The sequence below is a fragment of the Variovorax sp. 01T432 genome (assembly GCF_056398605.1).
This window is the reverse complement of the sequence record NZ_JBFTPS010000055.1, coordinates 1-23,335: the sequence shown is the minus strand read 5'-3', so window position 1 is coordinate 23,335 and position 23,335 is coordinate 1. Positions and strand designations below refer to the sequence as shown.

Sequence of the window (23,335 nt, the reverse complement as noted above, 5' to 3'; positions counted from 1 at the left end):
TCAGGCGATCGTCGACACGGGCGCGGGGACCGGTGCATAGGCCTCGGGATCGAGGCGACGCATCTCGGCCTCGATCCACGCCTCGACCTCGCGCATCAACTCGTCGGGCCGGCGGCCCACGCTGGGGATGGCGGGGCCGATCGACACGTCGACCACGCCCGGATGCTTGATGAAGGCCTTGCGCGGCCAGACCCTGGCCGAGGTCACGGCGATCGGGATCACCGGCACGCCGGTCTCGCAGGCCAGCCGCGTGCCGCCGCTCTTGTAGGTGCCTTGCTGCCCGCGCGGAATGCGGGTGCCTTCCGGGAACATGATGATCCAGATGCCCTGCGCGAGCAGCTTGCGGCCCTGCGCCACAACCTTATGGAAAGCCTTCGTGCGCTGGCTGCGGTCGATGTGGATCATGTCGAGCCGCGCCATGGCCCAGCCGAAGAAAGGCACGTAGATCAGCTCCTTCTTGAACACGAAGGCCAGCGGGTGCGGCATCAGCGTCGGCATCAGGAAGGTCTCGAAGGTCGACTGGTGCTTCACCAGAAGCACCGCGCCGGCGAGTTGGTCGGTCGGCAGGTTTTCCATGCCGGTGACGCGGGTGCGGATGCCGAGCAGCACGCGCGCCCCGCCGATGGCCCAGCCGAGCCAGCGCACCGCCATCCAGTAAAGCGGAATGCCACGCTTCCAGAGCGAGCTGACCACCATGATGAGACCCCAGGGGATCACGGTGACGAGCATCCACAGGGCGTGGACGAGGGATCGGAGGAAGGACATCAGATGGCTAGCTTCAGGGCGGCTCGCTGCTCGCGTTCGAGCAGGAAGTCGACAAAGGCGGGCAGGTCGTCGTGCACGCTGGTTGTTGCGGGGTATTCCGGCGGCAGGGTCTCCATGCCTCGGCAGGACGCGCTCGTGCCGGTGAGCAGCAGATGCGGCTCGCAGCCGGCCGCGGCACCGGCCTGCAGATCGCGCAGGCTGTCGCCCGCGGTGGGCACATTGGCCAGGTCGACGCCGTAGCGCTCGCCGATCTGGAAGAACAGGCCGGGCTTGGGCTTGCGGCAATCGCAGCCTTCGTCCGGCGCGTGCGGGCAAAAGAAGACGGCATCGACACGGCCGCCGACGGCGGCGAGCATCTTGTGCATCTTGGCATGCATGGCATTGAGCGAGGCGACGTCGAACAGGCCACGGCCGAGGCCCGACTGGTTCGATGCGATCACCACGTGCCAGCCCGCATGGTTGAGCCGCGCGACCGCCTCCAGCGCGCCGGGCAGCGGCGTCCACTCGCTGTCGCTCTTCACGAAGTCTTCGCGGTGCACATTGAGGGTGCCGTTGCGGCCGAGGATGACGAGTTTCATGGTGCTGCGATCGATCAGGCGGCGAGCCGTTCGAGCTGCGCCACGCGGTTCATCGCGGCATGCAGCGATTTCAGAAGGCCCAGGCGGTTGAGCCGCAAGTCGGATTGCTCGGCGTTGACCATCACGCCGTCGAAGAAGTCATCCACCGGTGCGCGCAGGGCGGCCAGGGTCTGCAGCGAGGCGGTATAGTCGCCGGCGTCGAACCGGGCGTTGGCCACGGGGACCACTTCCTGCATCGCGGCGTAGAGCGCCTTCTCGGCATCTTCGTGCAGCAGCAGCTCGCTCACATGGGCGTCGGCTTCCGGCGACTTCTTGAGGATGTTGCCGATGCGCTTGTTGGCTGCCGCCAGCGCGGGCGCTTCGGGCAGCGCTGCGAAGGCCCGCACGGCCGCCAGCAGCTTCGGCACTTCGACCAGGCGCTGCGGATTCGGCGCCAGCACGGCGTCGACTTCCTGCGCGCTGGCGCCCTGCTCGCGCAGGCTGCCGGCAAGGCGGTCGTAGATGAAGCCCTGCAGATCCACCAGCGCGCGTGCGGGCTGGAAGTCCGGGATGTGCCGGAACTGCTCGGCGGCGTCCTGCACCAGGGTGTCCAGGCTCAGGGGCAGGCTCTTCTCGATCAGCATGCGCAGCACGCCCAGCGCATGGCGGCGCAGCGCGAAGGGGTCGCGGTCGCCGGTCGGCAGGTTGCCGATGCCGAACATGCCGACCAGGGTTTCGAGCTTGTCGGCCAGCGCGACGACCACGCCCACCGGGTTGCGAGGCAGCTCGTCGCCCGCGAAGCGCGGCTTGTAGTGGTCTTCGATCGCATCCGCCACGGCGGCCTCCAGGCCGTCGTGCAGCGCGTAGTAGCGGCCCATGGTGCCCTGCAGTTCGGGGAACTCGCCGACCATGTCGGTCACGAGGTCGGCCTTCGCGAGTTGCGCCGCCTGCGTGGCTTGCGCCGCAAGCGCCGAGTCCCCCAGGCGTTGCGCGATGGCGCGGGCGATGTGCATCACGCGCAGCACGCGCTCGCCCTGCGTGCCCAGCTTGTTGTGGTAGACCACCTTGCCCAGGGACTCGACGCGCGAGGCCAGCGATTTCTTGCGGTCCTGGTCGAAGAAGAACTTGGCATCGGCCAGTCGCGGGCGCACGACGCGCTCGTTGCCGCCGATGACGGCGCTGGCGTCGTCGGGCCGGATGTTGCTGACCACCAGGAACTTGTTGGTGAGGCGGCCGGCCGCGTCGAGCAAGGGGAAGTACTTCTGGTTGGCCTTCATCGTCAGGATGAGGCATTCCTGCGGCACGTCGAGGAACTCGCGCTCGAACTCGCACACGAGCACATTGGGGCGCTCGACCAGCGCCGTGACCTCGTCGAGCAGCGCGTCGTCGTGGATCGGCAGGGTGCCGCCGCCCACGTTCACCGCTGCTTCGGCCAGCTGGCGTGCGATCTCGAAGCGGCGCGCCTCGAAGCCCGGAATGACGGCGCCCTGGTCGGTGAGTTGCGCCGCGTAGCTGTTGGCGTCGCGCAGCACGATCGGGTCGACCAAAGCCTCGAACCGGTGGCCATGGGTGTCGCGCCCGGCCTTCAGGCCCAGCGCCTCGATCGGCACGACCGCATCGCCGTGCATCGCGACCAGGCCATGCGCCGGCCGTACGAAGCTCACGCTGCTCCAGCCCGGCAGCTCGGAGCCGGCTTCGAGCTGGTAGCTCATGACCTTCGGGATCGGCAGCCTGGCGATCGACTCGGCCAGCGCCTTCTGCAGCCCTTCGGCCAGCGTCGCGCCCTTGGCGGTGCTCTCGAAGAACAGGGCTTCGGCCTTGCCGTCCATCGCGCGGCGCAAGCCCGGCACGGCCGACGCGTCCGCGCCGAGCGCGCCCAGGCGCTTCAGCAGCGCGGGGGTCGCGTTGCCCGAGGCATCGAGTCCGACCGCCACCGGCATGAGCTTCTGCGAGACCGCCTTGTCGGCTGCCTGCGCCAGCACGTTCGTCAGGTGCGCGGCGAGCCGTCGCGGGGACGCATAGGCCGTGAGAACAGAGGCCGCGTCGGCCAGGCCTTGCGCCACCAGCTGATCGCGCAGCGCGCCCGCGAATGCATCGCCCAGCTTCTTCAGTGCCTTGGGAGGCAGTTCCTCGACGAACAATTCGACGAGCAGGTTGTTCTTCGTGGTCATCGCTCAGGCCGCCTTCTTCGTGATCTGTGCGACCCACTCGCGCGGCGCCATGGGGAATCCGAGCCGCTCGCGGCTTTCGTAGTAGCTCTGCGCGACGCTGCGCGCGAGGTTGCGGATGCGGCCGATGTAGGCCGCGCGCTCGGTGACGCTGATCGCGCCGCGCGCGTCCAGCAGATTGAAGCTGTGCGCGGCCTTGAGCACCTGCTCGTAGGCCGGCAGGGCGAGCTGTTCTTCCATCAGGTGCCTGGCCTGTTTCTCGTGCGCCGCGAAGGCGGTGAACAGGAATTCGGCGTCGCTGTGCTCGAAGTTGTAGGTCGATTGTTCGACCTCGTTCTGCTTGTAGACGTCGCCGTAGCTGAGGCCGTCGGTCCAGGTCAGGTTGTAGACGTTGTCGACGCCCTGCAGGTACATGGCGAGGCGTTCGAGCCCGTAGGTGATCTCACCGGTGATCGGCTTGCAATCGATGCCGCCGACCTGCTGGAAGTAGGTGAACTGCGTCACTTCCATGCCGTTGAGCCAGACCTCCCAGCCCAGGCCCCAGGCGCCGAGGGTGGGGTTCTCCCAATCGTCCTCGACGAAGCGGATGTCGTTTTTCTTGAGGTCGAAGCCCAGCGCTTCGAGCGATCCCAGGTAGAGCTCGAGGATATTGCTCGGCGCCGGCTTCAGCACCACCTGGTACTGGTAGTAGTGCTGCAGGCGGTTGGGGTTCTCGCCATAGCGGCCGTCCTTGGGGCGGCGGCTCGGCTGCACATACGCCGCCTTCCAGGGCTCTGGCCCGAGCGCGCGCAGGAAGGTGGCGGTGTGCGAAGTGCCGGCGCCGACCTCCATGTCGTAGGGCTGCAGCAGCGCGCAACCCTGGTCGGCCCAGTAAGACTGAAGCTTGAGAATGATTTGTTGAAAAGTCAGCATGGTGGGCCCGGTGGCCGTTCGAAGGCGGGCAGCTTTCGACGCGGCGAACCGGGCATTTTAAGAGCGTGCTGACGCGAGAACGGCCGGTGGAGCACAACAACGCCCTCGCATCCATCGCCCGGGAAAAGTTGCGGCCGCCGCCGGGCCGCCCCAAGGCGGCCGCGCCGCCCCCTCGGGGGGTGGCGAATTACATGCAGCGAAGCGAACTGAAAAGCCGGGGGGCTCAATACTCCCAGAAGATGCGCTGCAGCTCCTTGCTGTCGCTGGTCTTGGTCAACGCGACCATCGCCAGGATGCGCGCCTTCTGCGGGCGCAGGTCGTGCGCGACCACCCAGTCGTACTTGTCGTCGGGCTGCTCGGCGTTGCGGATCACGAAGCCGTCCGGCACGCGCGAGCTGCGGATCACCGGGATGCCATCGGCGCGCACCTTCTGCAGGTTCGGCACGATACGGTCGGCCACCGAGCCGTTGCCGGTGCCGGCATGCACCAGCGCCTTCACGCCGCTCTTGGCCAGCGCGTCGATGGCGGTGGATGACACGCCCTCGTACCCGTAGGCGATCTCGACCAGGGGCAGCGCCGTGATGCTGTCGATATCGAACTCGGAATTCATCGTGTGGCGCTTGACCGGCGCCCGGAACCAGTAGTTCCGCCCCTCGACCACCATGCCCAGCGCGCCCCACTGGCTCTTGAAGGCCTCGGTCTTGATGTTGATCGTCTTGCTCACGTCGCGGCCGCTCTGGATCTCGTCGTTCATCGTGACGAGCACGCCCTTGCCCATCGCGTCCTTGCTGCCGGCCACGCTGACGGCGTCATAGAGGTTCAGCGCGCCGTCGGCCGACAGCGCGGTGCCCGGGCGCATGGAGCCGACCACGACGATCGGCTTGGCGGTGTGGACCGTGAGCGTCAGGAAGTAGGCGGTTTCCTCCAGCGTGTCGGTGCCATGGGTGATGACGATGCCGTCGACGTCGGGCAGCTTCGAAAGGGCCGAGACGCGCCTGGCCAGCGTCAGCAGGTTGTCGTTGGTCAGGCTTTCGGACGCAACCTGGAACACCTGCTCGCCGCGAACGTTGGCGACCTTCGAGAGTTCGGGCAGGCCCGCGATCAACTTGTCGACCCCGACTTTGGCGGCGGCATAGGTCGCGCTGTTGACGGCCGACGCGCCGGCACCGGCGATGGTGCCTCCGGTCGCGAGAATGACGACATGGGGCAGCGCCTGCTGGGCGTGCGCGATGACACTGCTCGCCGCGAGCGCGGCGGCGGCGGCGAAAACACGGAATCGACGGGCAAAGTACATAGGGTCTCCTGGTGGCGGTGGTGTGGTTTCTTTCGCGAAGCGGCGAGACGATATCGGAAAGACGCCCCCGTGAGTCAGGCCTCGGATGCCAAGCGCGCATGTGCTCATGCATGCGGTCGGGCAGCCGCTTTGCGCGGCGGAATGCGCCCAGGCGCTACCATCGCTTCGCGGCATCGCGCCCGCTGAAACGATGAGCACCGAAACCCTCCCCCCCACCGCCGTGGCGGCGCAGCAAATGCCCGCGCCGAGCGGCCCGCTCTCGCGCGCGAGACCCGGCCGCGAACGGATCCTCGCGGCGATCCGCGCCGCCGCGATCGCCGAATTCAGCCTGCATGGCCTCAAGGGCACCTCCACGCAGGCGATCGCGGCGCGCGCCGGGATCACCAAGCCCCAGTTGCACTACTACATCGCGGGCAAGGAAGAGCTCTACGAAGAGCTGTTGATGCAGGTGCTGCACGACTGGAAAGTGGTGTTCTCCTTCGAGGAGCATGCCAATGACCCGGCCAGGGTCCTGAACGACTACATCCGCAAGAAGCTCGACCACGCTTTCGACAATCCCGAGATCTCGCGCATCTTCACGCGAGAGGTGCTCGACGGCGGGCGCAACCTGGAGCGCTACTGGCCGAACGCGCGGGCCTGGACGCAGAAGAAGGTCGACATCATCAACGGCTGGATCGCGCGCGGGCTGATGCGGCCGCTGGACGCGCGGCTGCTGCTCATGCATATCTGGGCCATGACCCAGAGCTATGCCGACTACGCGCTGCAGACGCGCGTGATGCTCGGCCTCCCGCCGGATGCCCCCATCGAGCGCGAACCGATCGCGCGGGATCTGGTCGCCTTCGTGCTGGGGGGCTGCGGCATTCGAAATGCCTAGCTGGCACTCACAGTTCGTCGTGGATGTAGTCGGTTTCGAAGCGGACTTTCACCGCGTCGTCCAAGGTGTCGACCAGGCGCCCCAACTGCTTGTTGTTCTCCGCCTTGCTGCCCATATAGAACCCGGTCGTGGGATGGACCAGGCGGAAGCTGCTGCTGGAGCCTGGCCCCGCCGGCACGGGGACCCACCACGCGGTTGCACTCTCGCACGCATCAAAATAGTGCGCATACACGACCGAACGCTCGTTGCCATGGCCGTTTCCCTGGAGACACGTGAAGTGCCTCGTGTAGTGCGAGTACAGGACCATATTGGCGCCCACCCAGCCCACGGTCGCCGCACGAAAGCGCTGCGGCGGCAGTTCGCCTCCACTGGAAACGCGACCGACCATGGTCGTGGGCTGCTGCTCCGCGCCTTCCTGGGTGGGGGTCCGGACGCAGCACCAGCGCTGCGGAATTAGCGAGGGACATGGACTTGGCATCGACCACCTTCTTCGTCCATCCCGCCGCGAGGGCCACCGCCTGAAGGGTATCGAGGATGCCGGGACCGCAGTCGCCGTACGGGCACTCGGCGCGGGCCGGATAAGGCTGCAAGGTGTCGGTGAGCATCTGCTTGATCTGCGCCGGCGTCAGCGAGGGGTTGACCTGCTTCATCAGCGCGATCGTTCCGGACACCAGCGCAGCCGAAAATGAAGTGCCGCTCACGAATCCGTACTTGGCCTCGTCCGGGCCGGTGGGCGAGGCCCGGAAGAAGATCGCCGTGTAGATCTGGTGGCCAGGCGCCACCAGCGTCATTTTTCCGTAGTTGCTATCCGCGTAGAGTTCACCCCACTCGAAGGACGCGCCGACCGAGATCACCCCTTTGCAGTTGGCCGGATACTCGGTCTCGAAGTTCTCGCTGAAATTGCCGGCCGCCGCCACTACCGGCACATTGCGCGCCAGCGCGCCGTCGATCGCTTCCTGCATTCTCTTCGGGCATGCGCCCCGCGCGCTGAGGCTGAGATTGATGACGTCGGCTTTCTTCGCCGGTGGTGCCATGCCCTCGACCGTTCCGCCGGAAGTCCACGTGATCGCCCTGGCCACGGGCGATTGAATGTCGGAGCCGTTCGCCTTCACGCCCACGATCGGCATCAGCGTGGCACCCGGCGCTATGCCGCTGCCTCCAGCGCCATTGTTGGACGTGCCCAGTGCGGCGGCGGAGACCATCGTGCCGTGGTACGCGAACTGCGGGTCGTGGCTCGTGCCCGGATCGTCGTAGTTGGCATTGCGATCGACGAAGTTGTAGCCCGCCACGAAGCGATCGCTTCCCTTCGCAGGCAGGTCCGGATGCGCGCGATAGCCGGTGTCGACGATTGCGATGACCTGCCCCTTCCCGTCCACCCCCGTCCCCGTGGTGGCGTAGAACGCGCCCGTCCCAAGGAATTCGGTCATGCGCTTCAGGAACCATTGCAATGCAATGCCCGGATCATTGGGCATGTTCACGGGAACGGCAGGCCCGGCGCTGGCGGGCATGAGGCCGGTCATGTCGAAGTGGGCCTGCGCACTGCCGCTTTCCGGCACCCAGATGTTGAGCCAGGTGCGCGTGTATTGAGGATGGCCGGTCACTTCCAGGCGGATGCTGTAGTGGCGGTTGGCGGGCAGAGACATACCGTAACTGACCAGCGATTGGCCGCAGACTGCACCTTTGGAGCCGATCCCGGGCGGTGGCGCATGCGTGACGGCATCGAAGGGGGTCACGCACACGTGGTAACCGTCGGCGATCGACTGACTGCTCCACGTGATCGAACCGCCCAGATGGCCCACCGGGCCGGGAACGATCGACGCGTTGGATCCATTCGCCGACGCCAATAGCGCGAACCCGAGCGTGGCCTTGCGAATGAGGCTCATGAGTTTTTCTCCCTGCTGTTGTTTGGAACGCGGCGCATTTCAGCACAGGCGCCCCGCCTGATCGGGGCATAGGTGTCGCCGGCGCGCGACGCGGTGGCTTCGCCGAAGAGGGCCCAGGGCGTGCGCCATGTTTGTGCATCAGGCATGGCACATCGCTTGCTTAGTTTGACCACTCACTCTGATTAAGCGGTCAAACACACCATGCGAGTGCTCGTCGTCTATTGCCATCCGGTCGAAACCAGCTTTCATGCGGCCTTGCACCGGGAGGTGGTCCGCAACCTGCGCGAGGCGGGGCATGAGGTCGATGACTGCGATCTGTACGCGGAGGGCTTCGATCCGGTGCTCTCGCGCGAGGAACGGCTCGGCTATCACGATGTGCCGAGCAACCAGCTGCCCCTGAAGCCCTATGTGGAGCGCCTGCAGTGGGCCGAAGGCATCGTGTTCTGCTTTCCGACCTGGTGCTTCGGCCTGCCGGCGATGCTCAAGGGCTATTTCGACCGGCTCTTCATGCCGGGCGTCGCCTTCGACCTGAGCGACCCCAGCAACGTCAAGCCGATGCTCACGCACATCAAGCGGATCTCGGCGGTCGTCACCTACGGCCGGCCGCGCTGGGTGGCGTGGTACATGGGCGACCCTCCGCGCAAGATCGTTACGCGCTACATGCGCCGGCTCACGGGGCCACGGGCGCGGGTCGACTATCACGCGCACTACCACATGAATGTGGCAACGCAGCCGCAGCTCAAGCGCTTCCTGCAAGGTGTCGGCCGCGCCATGGCGCGCTTCGCCTGACCGTGCGCGACCACCTTCTTCTCCCTTCCCGACACACGCACAGGACCCCACGATGCTGCACGGCTACATCCCACCCCACCGATTCCTCCCCTATCTGAGCTGGACAGAAATCGACGCCTTGCCCGATCGCGAGAACACGGTGATCGTGCTGCCCTGCGGCGCGATCGAACAGCACGGACCTCACCTGCCCTGCTCCGTGGACAGCGTGATCTCCTCGGGCGTGATGGGCAAGGCGCTCGAACGCCTGCCGGCGGAGGTGCGCGCTTTCGCCCTGCCCACGATCACCTACGGTAAGTCGGAAGAGCACCTGCACTTTCCCGGCACGATGACGCTGACCGGCACCACGCTGCTGTCGACGGTGATCGAGATCGGCGAGTCGGTCTATCGCTCGGGCTTTCGCAAGCTGCTGTTCGCCAACGGCCATGGCGGCCAGCCGCAGGTGCTGGAGATGGCGGCGCGCGAGTTGCGCCTGCGGCATGGCGATTTCGTCGTGGTGCCGCATGGCGTGTCGCGCCTGCCGAACGCTTCGAGCAAGCAGATCAGCGAGCAGGAGAGGAAGCTCGCGATGCACGCCGGCCACTCCGAGACCGCGCTGATGCTCGCGCTGGCGCCTGACACGGTGCACATGGAACGCGCCGCGGCCAACTTTCCGCCGCCCTTCCCGATCAAGCTGCTCTCGCCCGACGGTCGCCCCGCGTGCGCATGGACCGCGCGGGACTTCGGCCCGAGCGGCGTGATCGGCGACCCGACCAGCGCCACGCGCGAGCAGGGCGAGGAGATCCTCGACACGCTGTCGGCCAGCTGGGTGCAGGCCCTGACAGAACTCTACGAACTGCGTTGGGTCGTGCGCGAGGAAGCCACCTGGGGGCGTGGCAATCAGCAGGGCTTCATCCAGTCGTCATCAGGGTCGATCGCCGCGCTCATGGCCTGAGGCGCGGTATTTGCATCCGTCGGCTTACCCGTTTTGCTTTTCACCGCATTCATCAAGAGAGAGGTCCACACCATGCGCATCCGTTTTCTCCGCCTCGCCCCCCTGGCCACTGCCGCTGCCATTGCATGGGCCGTCGCCGCGCCGGCGCAGGCCCAGGACAAGTTCACCTACATGACGAACTGGTACGCGCAGGCCGAGCACGGCGGCTTCTACCAGGCGCTCGCGCAGGGCATCTACAAGAAGTACGGCCTCGACGTCACGATCAAGATGGGCGGCCCGCAGGTCAATATCACGCAGATGATGGCGGCCGGCCAAGCCGACTGCATCATGGGATCGAGCGACATCCAGATGATGCAGGTGCGCGAAGGCGGCGTGCCCGTGGTCACCGTGGCGGCCTATTTCCAGAAGGACCCGCAGGTGCTGATCGCRCATGACGACGTCAAGAAGTTCGAGGACCTCAAGGGCAAGACGCTGCTGATCGGCGCGCAGGCCAATCGTGGCTACTGGCCGTGGCTGAAGGCCAAATACGGCTTCACCGACGAACAGACGCGGCCCTATACCTTCAACATCCAGCCCTTCGTCGCCGACAAGAACACCGCGCAGCAGGGCTACCTGACCTCGGAACCCTTCGCGATCCAGAAGGCAGGCGTCAAAGCCACCGTGCTGATGTTCAGCGACTACGGTTTCCCGTCATACGCGACCACCGTCTCATGCATGGACAAGACGCTGAAGGACCGCAGCAAGCAGGTGGCGGCCTTCGTGAAGGCATCGGCCGAAGGCTGGAAGAGCTACCTCGCGGATCCGGCGCCAGCCAACGCGCTGATCAAGAAGGACAACCCCAACATGACCGACGACCAGCTCGCCTACAGCGTGGCCAAGTTGAAGGAGATGGGAATGATCACCGGCGGTGATGCCGCGACGATGGGCATCGGCGTGATGACGGACGCGCGCGCCAAGGCCAGCTACGACTTCCTGGTCACGGCCAAGCTGCTCGATCCGGCCAAGGTCGAGCTGGCGAAGACCTACACCACCGAATTCGTGAAGGACGCCAAGGTCCTGCCCTGAAACACCGGAGGCTTCGGCCTCCCTCGAAAGGCTTCCCATGAATCGCACCGAATCCCCCGCCGTCGAGATACTCTCGGCTGAGAAGACCTACCCCAACGGCACGCAAGCTCTGCTGCCGGTGGACCTGTCGATCGCCGAGGGCGAGTTCGTCACGCTGCTCGGCCCCTCGGGCTGCGGCAAGAGCACGTTGCTCAAGATGGTGGCCGGCATGCTGGAGCCCACCGACGGCCGGCTGCTGCTGTGGCGCAAACCGGTGCAGCAGATCGACGAAGGGGGCCGCAAGATGGCCTTTGTCTTCCAGTCGCCGACGCTGATGCCATGGGCCAGCGTGCGAACCAATGTGCGCTTGCCGCTGGATCTTGCCGGCATGCCGCGCAAGGAGGCCGACACTCGTGTGGCGGAGGCGCTCGCGCTGGTGGGGCTGGACAAGTTCGCAACGGCCCTGCCGCGGGCGCTCTCGGGCGGCATGCAGATGCGCGTGTCGATCGCGCGCGGCCTGGTGACGCAACCCGACCTGCTGCTGATGGACGAGCCCTTCGGCGCGCTGGACGAGATCACGCGTCACAAGCTCGACGCGGAACTGCTCGACCTCTGGCGCAAGAAGAAGCTCACGGTGATCTTCGTGACTCACTCGATTCACGAGGCCGTGTTCCTGTCGAGCCGCGTGATCATGATGGCCGCGCGACCCGGTCGCGTGGTCGAGGAGTTTCATATCGACGAGCCGTACCCGCGCAGCGCCGACTTCATGGTGTCGCCTCAGTTCAGCCGCCATGCGAAGAACCTGCAGGACAGCTTGCTGCGCGCGAGCAGCGCGCATGACGAGGTGGCGGCATGAGCGCGCTGGCACCCACGGCGTCCGACGCCGAGGTGACGCCCCCCACCGCCACCACCACCGCCACCACCACCACCCGCACGCGGCCGGCGCCGCCACCGCGGGGCGAGAGAAGGTCGGCGCGGGTTCCCCTGCTGCGGCAGCCGCGCGTGCAGCGCGTGATGTACCCCCTGCTCGTGGGCGTGGTGCTGGTGGCGCTCTGGCAAGGCATGGTCACCGCGATGGAGCTGCCGCCCTACCTCGTGCCCTCGCCCTACCTGATGATGCAGACGCTGGTCACCGATTGGGTGCCGCTCGGCACGGCACTGCTCGTGACCTTGAAGATCACGGTCCTGTCCTTCGTGGTCGCGACGATCGCGGGCGTGCTGATCTCCTTCCTCTTCGTGCAGAGCAAACGGATCGAGACCGCGCTGTTTCCGTACGCGGTCCTGCTGCAGGTGACGCCGATCGTCGCCGTCGCGCCGCTGATCATCATCTGGGTCAAGAACCCGACCGCGGCGATGGTGGTGTGCGCCGCGCTGGTCGCGCTCTTTCCCATCATCAGCAACACCACGCTGGGGCTGCGCAGCATCGACCCCGACCTGCAGAGCTACTTCAAGCTGAACCGCGCGACGCGCTGGCAGCAGCTGGTGCGGCTGCGCATCCCGAGCGCACTGCCGTACTTCTTCGGCGGCCTTCGCATCTCCAGCGGCCTCGCGTTGATCGGCGCGGTGGTGGCCGAATTCGTCGCCGGGACGGGCGGCTCGGGGGCCGGTCTCGCCTACCAGATCCTGCAGGCGGGCTTCCAGCTCAACATCCCGCGCATGTTCGCCGCATTGCTCCTGATTTCCCTGACGGGCGTCGCACTGTTCGTGCTGATGGCCTGGCTCACCAAACTCGCGCTCGGCTCCTGGCATGCGAGTGAACTCTCACAGGATTGATTTCATGAACGCCCCTGTCTCCGCGATCGAGCAGTTGCACCTCGAACTGCCCGAACTCGACTGGATCACCGATCCCAGCCGCATCGCACGCCTTTCGCAGGACTTCGCCTGGTTCAGCCCCGTGCTCAACCGGCAGTTGAAGGACAAGCGCGCCGATGCGGTGGTCCGCCCGCGCACCGAGGACGAGATCCGCGCGCTGGTCGGCGCCTGCGCACGCCGCAACGTGCCGATCACGATCCGCGGCAGCGGCACGGGCAACTATGGCCAGACCACGCCCCTGGCGGGCGGCGTCGTGCTGGACATGACGGGCTACAACGCCGTGGAATGGGTGCGCCCCGGCGTGACGCGCGCCCAGGCGGGCATGCGGCTGGGCGAACTCGAAAAACACACCAGACCGACGGGCCAGGAGCTGCGCTGCGTCCCCTCGACCTACCGGAGCGCGACGCTCGGCGGCTTGTTCGGCGGCGGCTTCGGCGGCGTGGGCTCCATCAACTACGGGCCGCTCGGGGCTTCCGGCAACGTGCTCGGCCTGCGCGCCATGACGATCGAAGCCGAGCCGCAGGTCTTCGAACTGCGCGGTCCGGAGGCCATGCGCATGCATCACCTCTGGGGCACCAACGGACTGGTGCTGGAACTCGAAGTGGCGCTGGCCCCCGCGCACCCTTGGCTCGAGAGCCTGGTGGTCTTCGATGGTTTCGATGACGCGCTTCGCTTTGCCGACGCGCTCGCCCATGCACCAGGGATCGTGAAACGCGAGGTGGCTTTCCTGGCGAGTCCGGTGCCCGACCACCTTGCGCAGCTCGCGGAACACTTGCCGAAGGGTTGCCATGCGGTGCTCTCGCTGGTGGCCGAGTCGTCCGAGGCTCCGATGCTTGAGCTCGTGGACGCCCACGGCGGCAAGCCGAGCTATCGCAAGACGGCCGAAGAGGTGCGCAAGAGCAACCGCACGCTGATGGAATTCACCTGGAACCATACGACCCTGCATGCGCTGAAGGTCGACAAGTCGCTCACCTATCTGCAGAGCAGTTTTGTACCCGGCCAGCATGTGCAGCAGATCACCGAGATGGAACACCTGTTCGCGGGCGAGGTGATGATGCATGCGGAGTTCCTGCGCAACCTCGACGGCCTCATCACCTGCAGCGCGTTGCAGCTGGTGCGATTCACGACGGAGGAGCGGCTTGACGAGATCATCCGCATGCATCGGGAGCGCGGTGTTCGCATCAACAACCCGCACGTCTTCATCGTCGAGGACGGCAAGGCGGGCGGCGCGCTGCCGCAGGAGATCATCGAGATGAAGAGGCGCTTCGATCCGAAGGGCCTGCTGAATCCCGGCAAGCTGCGGGATTGGCCGGTGAGCAAAGCCTGAAGAAGTTCAATTGCTGGCGCGGCGACGCAGCCACAGCGTCGCAGCCACCACGGCGAGCGCGGCGATCCACAAGGGCCATAGCCAGAAGCGCGACACCCAGAACGCATAGGGCGTGATCCCGGTACGGCCCTCCACCTGCGCAACCAGAACGCCGCGCGTGAGGCGCGGCAGGGCAGCCGTGACACGGCCATGGTGGTCGATGACGACAGTCGCACCCGTGTTGGTGGAGCGCACCATCGGCCGCTGGAATTCGAGTGCCCGCATGCGAGATATGGCCAGGTGCTGGTCGATCGCGATCGAATCGCCGAACCAGGCGATGTTGCTCACGTTGAGCAGTATGGTCGGCGCGTCGGCCTCGTTGCGGAAGTTCGCACCGATCTCCTCGCCGAACAGATCCTCGTAGCAGATGTTCGGCGCGATGCGCTGTCCCTGCCAGTCGAAGGGCGCCTGAGCCAGGCCGCCGCTTCGGAAGTCGGCCAGCGGGATGTTCATCATGTCGGTGAACCAGCGAAAGAGCCGCGGCACGAACTCGCCAAAGGGCACGAGATGGTGCTTGTCGTAGCGGTATGGCGTGCCGTGGCCGGGGCTGAAGCCGATCACCGTGTTGGTATAGAAGCGCCCGTCTCCCAGCGGGAGCCCGACGATGGCGGCCTGACGGCCGCTCGCGTAGCGCGCGGCGATCGCATCCAGATAGCCGGGCGGGAGCTGCGAGGGCAGCAAGGGCAGCGCGGTTTCCGGGGTGACCACCAGGGATGCCGTGGCATCCTGCAGTTGCTCGCCGTACCAACGCAGCGCCGTTGCGATGCCACCGCCGGGGATGAACTTCTCATCCTGCGGAATGTTGCCTTGCAGCAGCGCGACGCCGAGGCGGCCATGAGACCGGCCCGCTTCGTCGGGTTCGCTGCGTAGCGCGCCGACGAGCGCAGGGACGCACAGCAACACGAGGACCACCACGGTCGGTGCGGCGAGCGCCCGGCCACGGGCCTTGCGCAGCGCCATCGCGGCCAGTGCAGCAAGGGCGGCAGCCAGGGCCCCTACGCCATAAGAGCCGAGCCACGGCACATAGACAGCCAGCGGCCCATCAACGTGCGCGTAGCCACCCGCCCCCCAGGGAAGGCCGGTGAACCAGTTGCCGCGCAACAATTCGGCCAAGGTCCATAGGGCGGTGAAGAACACGGCCGATGGCGCGAGCGACCTTGGCGCGAAGGCGACGAATACGGCGCATGCCAGGGCGTAGTACAGCGCAAGCGCGGCGGCAAGCAGGAACACAGCCGCGGCCGCCAACGGCGCAGCGAGCCCGCCGTAGGTGTGCATCGAAATGAAGAACCACCAGAAGGTGCCGCATAGCCAGGCCGTTGCGAACACCCAGCCCCCGAGTGCGGCGCCACGCCATGCGGACCTGCTGCGGGCAGGTGCCCGCAAAGCATCAAGCTGCCAGACCAGCCCTGCCAACGAGATGAGCTGAAGCCACCAGAGCGGCTGGCCGCCCCAAGGGGCCGCGATGGATGCGGCTTGCGCGAGCCCCGCAACGCCGAAGCCCAGCGCGATCAACAGGGCGTTCAATCGGCCGCGTCGTCGCCACGCGCCGGCGAGACCTTGAACCAGCGCACCGCACCGCCCTTGGTGTGCAGGACGACGAAATCGAACGCGCCCAGGGCGTGGTGCTCGCCGCGCTTGGGCACATGCCCCATCTCGTGCGCGATCAGACCGCCGATGGTGTCGAAATCCTCGCTCAGCGCCTCCTTGTCGAAGGTGATGCCGAAGGCTTCCGCTACCCGCTCGATCGGGGTGTCGCCAGAGACGCGGTAGGTGCGGTCGGCAAGACCGAAGATGTCGCCCTCGTCTTCTGCGATGTCGAACTCGTCCTCGATTTCGCCGACGATCTGCTCGAGCACGTCCTCGATGGTGATGAGCCCGGCCACACGACCGAACTCGTCGATCACGATCGCCAGGTGATTGCGGTTGCCGCGGAATTCGCGCAGCAGGTCGTTCAGACCCTTGCTTTCCGGCACGAAGGTGGCGGGGCGCAGCAGGGCGCGGATGTTCAGGCCCGGCGCGCGCTGGAGCTTGAGCAGGTCCTTCGCCAGCAGGATGCCGATGATGTTTTCCTTCTCGCCCTCATACACCGGGAAGCGGGAGTGCGCAGTGTCGATCACTAGATGCAGCAAGGCATCGTACGGGGCGTCGATGTTGACGAGGTCCATCCTGGGGGCGGCCACCATGACGTCTCCGGCGGTCATGTCGGCCATGCGGAGCACGCCTTCAAGCATGACGCGCGATTCGGCGCCGATGACATCGTTGTCTTCGGCATCGGCGAGCGTTTCGATCAGCTCGTCGCGGGAATCGGGCCCGGGGTGGATGAATTCGGCGAGCTTTTGAAGAAAGCTGCGCTTGTCTTCGCGTTCGACGGGTGCGCGTTCAGGGTGAGGATCGGCCACTGCGGGAGGGCGGAGTTGGGGGACCACAAGGATACCGGAAGAAGAAGACGCCGCGGCGCCCGGCGCATGCTTCTCTCCGCCTTCCCCGGAAGGCCCCACCACGGGCGCCCGCTACTGGGCAGATTTGCCGCGCGCGTCGCGAACGCCGCTGCGGATGGCCTGCAAACCGGCCAGGAACGACCAGAACTGCTTGGCTCGTGTCTTGAACTGGTAATCGATCTCCGCGTAGTGCTCCAGCGCGATCTCGCTCATGCGGCTGTCGAAAGTGGCGACGGGCAACTGCAGATGGGCTTCTGACTCGGAGCCGCTGCGCACCACGGTGGCACCCGCGTTGCGCGCGATCTTGAGCATCGCGGCGTTCTCGCTCAGCGCATGGATGAACAGCATGCCGACGCCTTCATTGCGAGCGACGACGGCAGCCCGCTCGAACAGGCGAGCGCCATAACCTCGCCCGCGGGCATGTTCGGCAACGGAAACTCCGAATTCGGCACAGTCACGGGGCTGGTCCGACGGGGCCAACGCAAGATGGGCCATCGCGATGAGATCGAGGCGGCGGTTGTAGATGCCGAAAAGTTCGTCGCGCTCGAAGTCCAGGCCGTCCACATAGCGCTGGATCTGTTCGTCGGATGCCGCGTAACCAAAGCGCAGATAGCGATCATGGAGCTTGAGCGTAAGCAGATGCTGCGCGATGCGATCGCGCTCGCGCGGACCGATCGAACGGATCGGCACCATCACCGGCGCGGGTGCGGCGGCCAACGCCTGCGCCTCGACCACGGGGAGCTTCAGGAACGAACCGACGCCGAGCGAGGCTTTCAGGAGGGCCTTGGCTGTAAACATGGAGTGAATATAAGGGTTTTCCCTAAATCCACAAGGCAGCAGGGCCAAGCGAGGAGGTCACCGGGTGAACAAGTGCCGGATCGACAGCCCCGCAGCTTCGAGCGCTCGACCCCCTGCTACACCGGCACGGCTGTGGTGGCCTTGACCCGGTCGAGCACGAAGCTCGTCTTGCAATCTTGCACGCTCGGGTGTTTGAGCAGAGTGTCCATGATGAAGCGGCTGTAGTGCGCCATGTCGGCGACCACGACGCGCAGCAGATAGTCCATGTCGCCGGTCAACGCCGCGCATTCGACAACCTCCGGCCAAGTCTGCACGCTGGCGCGAAACAGATCCATAGGGTTGCGTTTGTGGGTCTCGGTGTGCTTCTCGAGCCTGACGTTGAGATAGGCGGTGAGCCCGAGGCCCACTGTTTCGGATTTCACGAGTGCCACGTATCTGTCGATCACACCGCTTTCTTCGAGCCGCTTGACCCTTCTTAGAACCGCGCTCGGGGAAAGGCTCACTTGCTCTGCCAGCTGATCGTAGGTGGCACGACCGTCCGCCTGAAGCGTGCGAAGAATAAGGCGATCAAGCTTGTCCAATGCGGTCATAAGTCAATTTTTACAGGTTTCGTGCGCATTCACGCCGAAATAGGCGCAACAACGCTGAAATCGTGATGTACCACGCTTCTACAGTTCGGGGGGCCGTCGCGCTCTCACCGCGATGCCTTACCGAACACCCCGCCATCACCCGGAGACAGCCAATGAGTACCACTGACGCCCTCGCCTTCACACCTTGGGAGAACCCGATGGGCACGGACGGTTTTGAATTCATCGAGTACGCCGCACCGGACCCGGCGGCCATGGGCAAGGTCTTCGAGCGGATGGGCTTCAAGCCCATCGCCAGGCACCGCCACAAGAATGTGCTGCTGTATCGCCAGGGCACGATCAACTTCATCGTGAATGCCGAACCGGATTCGTTTGCGCAGCGCTTCGCGCGCCAGCACGGGCCGAGCATCTGCGCGATCGCATTCCGGGTGCAGGACGCCAAGGCGGCCTATGAACGCGCGAATTCACTGGGCGCGTGGGGTTTCGCGCCGGGCGCCGGCCCGGGCGAGTTGAACATCCCAGCCATCAAGGGCATTGGCGACAGCTTGATCTATTTCGTTGACCGCTGGCGCGGCAAGAACGGTGCTCATGCTGGAGATATCGGCAACATCGGCTTCTATGACGTTGATTTCGAGGCGCTGCCAGGGCTGACCGCGGCGCAGGCGCTTGCGCCGGAGGGGCACGGTCTCACCTACATCGACCACCTGACGCACAACGTGCATCGCGGGCGCCTGCAGGAGTGGGCCGACTTCTACGAGCGTCTCTTCAACTTCCGAGAGATCCGCTATTTCGATATCGAAGGCCAGGTGACGGGTGTGAAGAGCAAGGCCATGACCAGTCCGTGCGGGAAGATCCGCATCCCCATCAACGAAGAGGGCAACGAAAAGGCCGGGCAGATCCAGGAGTACCTCGACACCTATCACGGTGAGGGCATCCAGCACATCGCCATGGGTTCGCGCGACCTGGCGCATTCGGTGGACGCGTTGCGTGCGTCCGGCGTGAAGCTTCTCGACACCATCGACACGTACTACGAACTGGTGGACAAGCGCATTCCCGGTCACGGCGAAGACCTGGCAGCGCTCAAGAAACGCAAGATACTGATCGACGGCAAGAAAGGGGCGTTGCTGCTGCAGATCTTCAGCGAAAACCAACTCGGGCCGATCTTCTTCGAGTTCATCGAGCGCAAGGGCGACGATGGCTTCGGTGAAGGCAACTTCAAGGCGCTGTTCGAGAGCATTGAGCTCGACCAGATGCGGCGCGGCGTAGTTAGCGCCGCAAAATAGGCGCCCCCTCACAAACTGGAGCCTTGCATGAGCGCGATTTTTCCGATTCGGTTCTTATGGATTGCCGCTGCGACGCTGTTGATAGGAGGTTGCGCAATGACACAGCGCCAGACTGATGCACCATCTCATCTGGATGCGGCACAGAGAACCGGTGTCCTGCGCGTCTGCACGCCAGGCGATTACAAGCCGTTCAGCTTCCAGAAGCCCGATGCGGGCTATGAGGGCATCGATGTCGATCTCATGACGAGCTTCAGTGCCAGCCTCAGTGCCAAGCCGGAGTGGATCAAGACAAGCTGGGTGAATCTGCTTCCGGACCTGGCATCCGGCAAGTGCGATATGGCGGTGGGCGGCATTTCTGTCACCACCGACCGGCAAAAGCGCGCATTCTTCAGCGCGCCTTACATGGTCAATGGCAAGGCCCCGATCGCACGCTGCGCGGACGTTGCCAAGTACAGGACCGTTGCCGACATCGACAGGCCCGAAGTGCGAGTGATCTTCAACCCGGGCGGCAGCAATGAACGTTTCGCGCGAACGAACTTCAAGCATGCCAGGCTCATTTTGCATAGTGAGAACGTGACGATCTTCGACGAGATCCTCGCGAATCGAGCGGACGTCTTCGTCACCGAGTCGGCCGAGGCCATCACGCAGCAGAGACTCAAGCCTGGACTTTGCGCCATCAACCCCGACAAGCCATTGCAATATGGCGAGATGGCCTGGATGCTGCCGCGTGATGATGTGGCATTCAAGGCCTACGTGGATCAATGGCTGCATCTGTCGCAAGCCGGCGGCGAGTTTCAACAGGTGATGGATCGCTGGTTCAAGTGAGGAAGTCTGGATGCGCGCATGGATGTCAATGCCGAATCGGATCGTTCCGCGCGCGGGTCCATTGAACTGACGGAGCCAGATTTCGCGCTGGACGACCAGGCGGACATGCGTATTTCGCCGTCTACTCGTCGAGTAACGCAAGGGTCTGTTGCCGAAGCTTTGCGTCGAATGCCATCTCCACGTGTCCTCGCCCCTCGGCGAGGCGATTGTCCGCGCCGGGTAGCGTCGCCGTCGACGCCGGAAATACGATATTGTCGCAATTCGAGTGCCAACAGGTGAACGGTACTTCGCGCTTCCGTTCCTGCGGGTGGTTCAATCGCCGCAACCATTCGGAGTCCAGGCACAGTTGCCGTGAATTCACGCTGCCCCCGAAGCGAGCGAGCCAAGCTCCTCGATGGGGGGTCCCCAGGGTGACAATTCGATGCACGCGGGCCCCGTCGGAGTCGCGCAGCCAGGCGCGGGCAGCCAGGCCGCCCATGCTGTGACAGATCAATATCGGCGTCTTTCCAGTGACCTCGTTGATGGATACGATCGCCCGTTCGATGATGGTGACGTAGTCATCGATCGAACTGATGATCGGTTCGAGACTGACCGCAATGAAGGCGCGATCGGCAGCACGCAGGTCGCGTAGCCAAGGATTCCAGAAGCCCCGGTTGCACAGGAGACCGTGGATCAGGACTGCCCCACGGCGGCCATTCGACGGCAGGTGGTCCGGAATGGCTTGCGATCGAAATGGCTGCTGCCAGCAGAAGACGCGTGGCGCAACGCAGCTCTCGGCGAGCCGCGCCCTTGCACATTGAGCTGCACTGGCGCGTGGAATTGAATCATCTGAATTGACGAGACATGTCGCAATGAATTCCATCGCGAGGACACAGCTGTGCGCAAACATCAAGACGAGCACGCCGGCGGCAGCGACAAGTTGCGACCTGCTCCACCAGAAAGCCATCCATGTCATCGATGCAGTGACCCCAGTCAAGACGAGCCATCGCTGAACATACGCAACCATGCACGCGACTATCGCATGCGCGACAACAAGGGCGCCACCCTGGGAGAAGCCCGCTGGCGCGCTCGATGAGCTCGCTTCGACAATCCGCGCGAAAGGAGACCGCATGCAGACATCCGTTCTACAGAACTATCCGGCCGGGGTGCCGCACGAGGTTCATCCCGAGCAGTACCGCTCACTGCGGCACCTGTTCGATGAGTCATTCGCACGCTTTGCCGACCGGCCATTCTGCGTCTGTATGGAACGGTGGATGTCCTATGGCGAACTCGATGTGCTGTCACAGGCAATGGGCAGCTGGTTGCAATCATGTGGGCTCGAACCAGGTGCGCGGGTGGCCATCATGTTGCCCAACATACCGCAGTTCGCAGTCGCCATGTGTGGAGTCTTGCGCGCCGGCTATACCTGCGTCAACGTGAATCCCCTCTACACGGCGCGAGAGCTCGAGCATCAGCTGACGGACTCTGGCGCCACGGCCATCATCATTCTCGAGAACTTCGCCGCCACGCTTGGGCAGATCATCGAGCGAACATCGTTGAAGCATGTTGTCGTGACATCGATGGGCGATCTGCTCGGCGGGCTCTATGGCGCCTGGATCACGTTTGCCGTAAGGCACTTGGCCAAGATGGTGCCGGTGTACGAGTTGCCCCGCGGCAAGGGGCTCACCGTCACAGCGTTCTCGAGGAGCATTTCGGGAGGGCGAGGACGGCCCTTGGGCCCTGACGGCAGCGACCTGGATTCGGTCGCTTTTCTCCAGTACACGGGGGGGACGACCGGACTGTCGAAAGGGGCTGTGCTGACGCATCGCAATGTCGTTGCCGCGACCCTGCAGGCGGAAGCCTGGTTTTCGCCGGCGCTCGCGCGTGCCGGCGATCTTTCCAAAGTCAACAGCATTGCCGCGTTGCCGCTGTATCACATCTTCGCCCTGACGCTGTGCCTTCTCGCGATTCGGCAGGGCTCCCATCTGACCTTGATTCCCAACCCGCGCGACGTCGGCAAGTTTGTCTCGACACTCAAGAGGCGGCCCTTCCATATGCTGCCGGCAGTGAACACCCTGTTCAACGCTTTGCTGATCCATCCGCAATTCAAGACTGTCGATTTCTCCTGCCTGTTCGTCTCCCAGGCAGGGGGTATGGCGGCATCCGAAGGAACCGCCCGCAAATGGTTCGATTTGACGGGCTGCCCGATGATTGAAGGCTGGGGCATGAGCGAGACCTGTGCGATAGGGACGAACAATCCAGTCTCGAACACCGAGTTCACGGGGACGATTGGCCTGCCGCTCCCTGGAATAGAGATCGCGATAAAGGACGACGTCGGGCGCTCGCTTCCCGCCGGTGAGGCCGGTGAGCTTTGCATCAAGGGCCCAAACGTCATGGTCGGCTACTACAACCAGCCGGAGGAGACTGCCTTGGCGTTCACGTCGGACGGCTTCATGCGGACAGGCGACATAGCGGTGATGCAGGACGATGGCTACAGCAGGATTGTTGATCGCAAGAAGGACATGATTCTGGTCAGTGGCTTCAATGTGTTTCCGAACGAAGTCGAGAATGTCATCTCGCTATGCCCAGGCGTCGTCGAATGCGCGGCGATCGGAGTGTCGGACGAGAAGCAGGGAGAGTCGATCAAGGTTTTTGTCGTTCGGGCAGACAGCTCGCTCACCGAAGACGATGTCATGCGTTATTGCCATGACAAGCTGACCGGGTATAAGCGCCCAAGACTTATCGAATTTCGGGATGCACTGCCGAAAAGCAACGTCGGAAAAATTCTTCGGCGTCAATTGCGGTTCGACGCTCAAGTGTGAGAATCGATGCGCGCGGGTATTCCGGTCTAGAGAATTCAAAGCACTCTCGCCAGGACTGCTTTCCAATTGAGCAACGCAAAAAGCCCAACCTTTATGGGGTTGGGCTTTTTGGGGCTGTAAGAGCCTGACGATGACCTACTTTCACACGGGAACCCGCACTATCATCGGCGCTGAGGCGTTTCACTGTCCTGTTCGGGATGGGAAGGAG

At 64.7% G+C, this 23,335-nt stretch carries 22 protein-coding genes and 1 rRNA gene; 10 read left to right on the top strand and 13 right to left on the bottom strand.

What is annotated here, in order from left to right; translation table 11 throughout:
* From AC1DNF_RS29180 to AC1DNF_RS29160, 5 genes are all read right to left on the bottom strand, one after another.
* Positions 1–765: a lysophospholipid acyltransferase family protein gene (locus AC1DNF_RS29180; RefSeq protein WP_478152144.1), complete on the bottom strand. Its 765-nt coding sequence runs from the start codon at positions 763–765 to the stop codon at positions 1–3.
* On the bottom strand, positions 765–1,343 hold the full coding sequence (gene gmhB, locus AC1DNF_RS29175; protein WP_478152143.1) for a D-glycero-beta-D-manno-heptose 1,7-bisphosphate 7-phosphatase: 579 nt from the start codon (positions 1,341–1,343) through the stop codon (positions 765–767). Before gmhB ends, AC1DNF_RS29180 begins: the two co-directional genes overlap by 1 nt.
* Before the next feature lie 14 nt (positions 1,344–1,357).
* Positions 1,358–3,493, bottom strand: a complete 2,136-nt coding sequence (gene glyS, locus AC1DNF_RS29170; RefSeq protein WP_478152142.1) for a glycine--tRNA ligase subunit beta — start codon at positions 3,491–3,493, stop codon at positions 1,358–1,360.
* Between the two features lie 3 nt (positions 3,494–3,496).
* The gene (gene glyQ, locus AC1DNF_RS29165; RefSeq protein ID WP_478152141.1) at positions 3,497–4,402 is read right to left on the bottom strand and encodes a glycine--tRNA ligase subunit alpha; all 906 of its coding nucleotides are present in this window, start codon (positions 4,400–4,402) and stop codon (positions 3,497–3,499) included.
* 223 nt (positions 4,403–4,625) lie between these two features.
* Positions 4,626–5,696 carry an asparaginase gene (locus tag AC1DNF_RS29160; RefSeq protein WP_478152140.1) on the bottom strand — a complete coding sequence of 357 codons (1,071 nt, stop codon included), beginning with the start codon at positions 5,694–5,696 and terminating at the stop codon, positions 4,626–4,628.
* Between the two features lie 190 nt (positions 5,697–5,886).
* Here AC1DNF_RS29160 and AC1DNF_RS29155 point away from each other — a divergent pair, with 190 nt between their 5' ends.
* Entirely contained in the window at positions 5,887–6,570 is a 684-nt protein-coding gene (locus AC1DNF_RS29155; protein WP_478152139.1) for a TetR family transcriptional regulator C-terminal domain-containing protein, read from the top strand.
* A gap of 7 nt (positions 6,571–6,577) precedes the next feature.
* Here AC1DNF_RS29155 and AC1DNF_RS29150 read toward each other — a convergent pair whose 3' ends face one another.
* Both AC1DNF_RS29150 and AC1DNF_RS29145 read right to left on the bottom strand, forming a co-directional pair.
* Positions 6,578–6,748, bottom strand: a complete 171-nt coding sequence (locus tag AC1DNF_RS29150; protein WP_478152138.1) for a hypothetical protein — start codon at positions 6,746–6,748, stop codon at positions 6,578–6,580.
* A gap of 34 nt (positions 6,749–6,782) precedes the next feature.
* Complete coding sequence (locus AC1DNF_RS29145; protein WP_478152137.1) at positions 6,783–8,453, bottom strand: S8 family serine peptidase; 1,671 nt, start codon at positions 8,451–8,453, stop codon at positions 6,783–6,785.
* Between the two features lie 201 nt (positions 8,454–8,654).
* Here AC1DNF_RS29145 and AC1DNF_RS29140 point away from each other — a divergent pair, with 201 nt between their 5' ends.
* The 6 genes from AC1DNF_RS29140 to AC1DNF_RS29115 all read left to right on the top strand — a co-directional run bounded on the left by AC1DNF_RS29140 (position 8,655) and on the right by AC1DNF_RS29115 (position 14,356).
* The gene (locus AC1DNF_RS29140) at positions 8,655–9,242 is read left to right on the top strand and encodes an NAD(P)H-dependent oxidoreductase (RefSeq protein ID WP_478152136.1); all 588 of its coding nucleotides are present in this window, start codon (positions 8,655–8,657) and stop codon (positions 9,240–9,242) included.
* Between the two features lie 52 nt (positions 9,243–9,294).
* Positions 9,295–10,173: a creatininase family protein gene (locus AC1DNF_RS29135; protein ID WP_478152135.1), complete on the top strand. Its 879-nt coding sequence runs from the start codon at positions 9,295–9,297 to the stop codon at positions 10,171–10,173.
* A 72-nt stretch (positions 10,174–10,245) separates the two neighbouring features.
* Complete coding sequence (locus AC1DNF_RS29130) at positions 10,246–11,238, top strand: ABC transporter substrate-binding protein (RefSeq protein WP_478152134.1); 993 nt, start codon at positions 10,246–10,248, stop codon at positions 11,236–11,238.
* A gap of 37 nt (positions 11,239–11,275) precedes the next feature.
* On the top strand, positions 11,276–12,073 hold the full coding sequence (locus AC1DNF_RS29125) for an ABC transporter ATP-binding protein (RefSeq protein ID WP_478152133.1): 798 nt from the start codon (positions 11,276–11,278) through the stop codon (positions 12,071–12,073).
* 158 nt (positions 12,074–12,231) lie between these two features.
* Entirely contained in the window at positions 12,232–12,990 is a 759-nt protein-coding gene (locus tag AC1DNF_RS29120) for an ABC transporter permease (protein WP_478152166.1), read from the top strand.
* A gap of 4 nt (positions 12,991–12,994) precedes the next feature.
* Positions 12,995–14,356, top strand: coding sequence for an FAD-binding oxidoreductase (locus AC1DNF_RS29115; protein WP_478152132.1), 1,362 nt, complete (start codon positions 12,995–12,997; stop codon positions 14,354–14,356).
* A gap of 6 nt (positions 14,357–14,362) precedes the next feature.
* Here the strand turns inward: AC1DNF_RS29115 and lnt are convergent, their stop codons facing one another.
* The 4 genes from lnt to AC1DNF_RS29095 all read right to left on the bottom strand — a co-directional run bounded on the left by lnt (position 14,363) and on the right by AC1DNF_RS29095 (position 18,221).
* Positions 14,363–15,910, bottom strand: a complete 1,548-nt coding sequence (gene lnt, locus AC1DNF_RS29110) for an apolipoprotein N-acyltransferase (RefSeq protein ID WP_478152165.1) — start codon at positions 15,908–15,910, stop codon at positions 14,363–14,365.
* A 5-nt stretch (positions 15,911–15,915) separates the two neighbouring features.
* Positions 15,916–16,794 carry an HlyC/CorC family transporter gene (locus AC1DNF_RS29105; protein ID WP_478152131.1) on the bottom strand — a complete coding sequence of 293 codons (879 nt, stop codon included), beginning with the start codon at positions 16,792–16,794 and terminating at the stop codon, positions 15,916–15,918.
* A 111-nt stretch (positions 16,795–16,905) separates the two neighbouring features.
* Positions 16,906–17,631, bottom strand: a complete 726-nt coding sequence (locus tag AC1DNF_RS29100) for an N-acetyltransferase family protein (RefSeq protein WP_478152164.1) — start codon at positions 17,629–17,631, stop codon at positions 16,906–16,908.
* Between the two features lie 116 nt (positions 17,632–17,747).
* Positions 17,748–18,221 (bottom strand): Lrp/AsnC family transcriptional regulator, encoded by a 474-nt coding sequence (locus AC1DNF_RS29095; protein WP_478152130.1) that lies wholly within the window; start codon positions 18,219–18,221, stop codon positions 17,748–17,750.
* Between the two features lie 152 nt (positions 18,222–18,373).
* Between AC1DNF_RS29095 and hppD the strand changes: the two genes are divergently transcribed.
* Positions 18,374–19,501 carry a 4-hydroxyphenylpyruvate dioxygenase gene (hppD, locus tag AC1DNF_RS29090; protein ID WP_478152163.1) on the top strand — a complete coding sequence of 376 codons (1,128 nt, stop codon included), beginning with the start codon at positions 18,374–18,376 and terminating at the stop codon, positions 19,499–19,501.
* A 27-nt stretch (positions 19,502–19,528) separates the two neighbouring features.
* Positions 19,529–20,326, top strand: a complete 798-nt coding sequence (locus AC1DNF_RS29085; RefSeq protein WP_478152129.1) for a transporter substrate-binding domain-containing protein — start codon at positions 19,529–19,531, stop codon at positions 20,324–20,326.
* A 121-nt stretch (positions 20,327–20,447) separates the two neighbouring features.
* On the opposite strand, the gene AC1DNF_RS29080 is transcribed toward AC1DNF_RS29085, so the two are convergent.
* Positions 20,448–21,272, bottom strand: coding sequence for an esterase/lipase family protein (locus AC1DNF_RS29080; RefSeq protein WP_478152128.1), 825 nt, complete (start codon positions 21,270–21,272; stop codon positions 20,448–20,450).
* A 163-nt stretch (positions 21,273–21,435) separates the two neighbouring features.
* Here AC1DNF_RS29080 and AC1DNF_RS29075 point away from each other — a divergent pair, with 163 nt between their 5' ends.
* A complete protein-coding gene (locus AC1DNF_RS29075; RefSeq protein WP_478152127.1) occupies positions 21,436–23,127 on the top strand; it encodes an AMP-binding protein in 1,692 nt (563 codons plus the stop codon).
* 122 nt (positions 23,128–23,249) lie between these two features.
* On the opposite strand, the gene rrf is transcribed toward AC1DNF_RS29075, so the two are convergent.
* A 5S ribosomal RNA gene (rrf, locus tag AC1DNF_RS29070) occupies positions 23,250–23,335 on the bottom strand; the annotation flags it as partial.

Bases quoted from the DNA above. Each gene is read 5' to 3' on its own strand.
- AC1DNF_RS29075 (WP_478152127.1), top strand. From the start codon at position 21,436: ATGCAGACATCCGTTCTACAGAACTATCCGGCCGGGGTGCCGCACGAG.
- AC1DNF_RS29140 (WP_478152136.1), top strand. From the start codon at position 8,655: ATGCGAGTGCTCGTCGTCTATTGCCATCCGGTCGAAACCAGCTTTCAT.
- gmhB (WP_478152143.1), bottom strand. From the start codon at position 1,343: ATGAAACTCGTCATCCTCGGCCGCAACGGCACCCTCAATGTGCACCGC.
- AC1DNF_RS29135 (WP_478152135.1), top strand. From the start codon at position 9,295: ATGCTGCACGGCTACATCCCACCCCACCGATTCCTCCCCTATCTGAGC.
- hppD (WP_478152163.1), top strand. From the start codon at position 18,374: ATGAGTACCACTGACGCCCTCGCCTTCACACCTTGGGAGAACCCGATG.
- AC1DNF_RS29145 (WP_478152137.1), bottom strand. From the start codon at position 8,453: ATGAGCCTCATTCGCAAGGCCACGCTCGGGTTCGCGCTATTGGCGTCG.
- AC1DNF_RS29080 (WP_478152128.1), bottom strand. From the start codon at position 21,272: ATGGCTTTCTGGTGGAGCAGGTCGCAACTTGTCGCTGCCGCCGGCGTG.
- AC1DNF_RS29155 (WP_478152139.1), top strand. From the start codon at position 5,887: ATGAGCACCGAAACCCTCCCCCCCACCGCCGTGGCGGCGCAGCAAATG.
- AC1DNF_RS29085 (WP_478152129.1), top strand. From the start codon at position 19,529: ATGAGCGCGATTTTTCCGATTCGGTTCTTATGGATTGCCGCTGCGACG.
- AC1DNF_RS29160 (WP_478152140.1), bottom strand. From the start codon at position 5,696: ATGTACTTTGCCCGTCGATTCCGTGTTTTCGCCGCCGCCGCCGCGCTC.
- AC1DNF_RS29115 (WP_478152132.1), top strand. From the start codon at position 12,995: ATGAACGCCCCTGTCTCCGCGATCGAGCAGTTGCACCTCGAACTGCCC.
- glyS (WP_478152142.1), bottom strand. From the start codon at position 3,493: ATGACCACGAAGAACAACCTGCTCGTCGAATTGTTCGTCGAGGAACTG.
- AC1DNF_RS29100 (WP_478152164.1), bottom strand. From the start codon at position 17,631: ATGTTTACAGCCAAGGCCCTCCTGAAAGCCTCGCTCGGCGTCGGTTCG.
- AC1DNF_RS29180 (WP_478152144.1), bottom strand. From the start codon at position 765: ATGTCCTTCCTCCGATCCCTCGTCCACGCCCTGTGGATGCTCGTCACC.
- AC1DNF_RS29125 (WP_478152133.1), top strand. From the start codon at position 11,276: ATGAATCGCACCGAATCCCCCGCCGTCGAGATACTCTCGGCTGAGAAG.
- AC1DNF_RS29120 (WP_478152166.1), top strand. From the start codon at position 12,232: ATGTACCCCCTGCTCGTGGGCGTGGTGCTGGTGGCGCTCTGGCAAGGC.
- glyQ (WP_478152141.1), bottom strand. From the start codon at position 4,402: ATGCTGACTTTTCAACAAATCATTCTCAAGCTTCAGTCTTACTGGGCC.
- AC1DNF_RS29095 (WP_478152130.1), bottom strand. From the start codon at position 18,221: ATGACCGCATTGGACAAGCTTGATCGCCTTATTCTTCGCACGCTTCAG.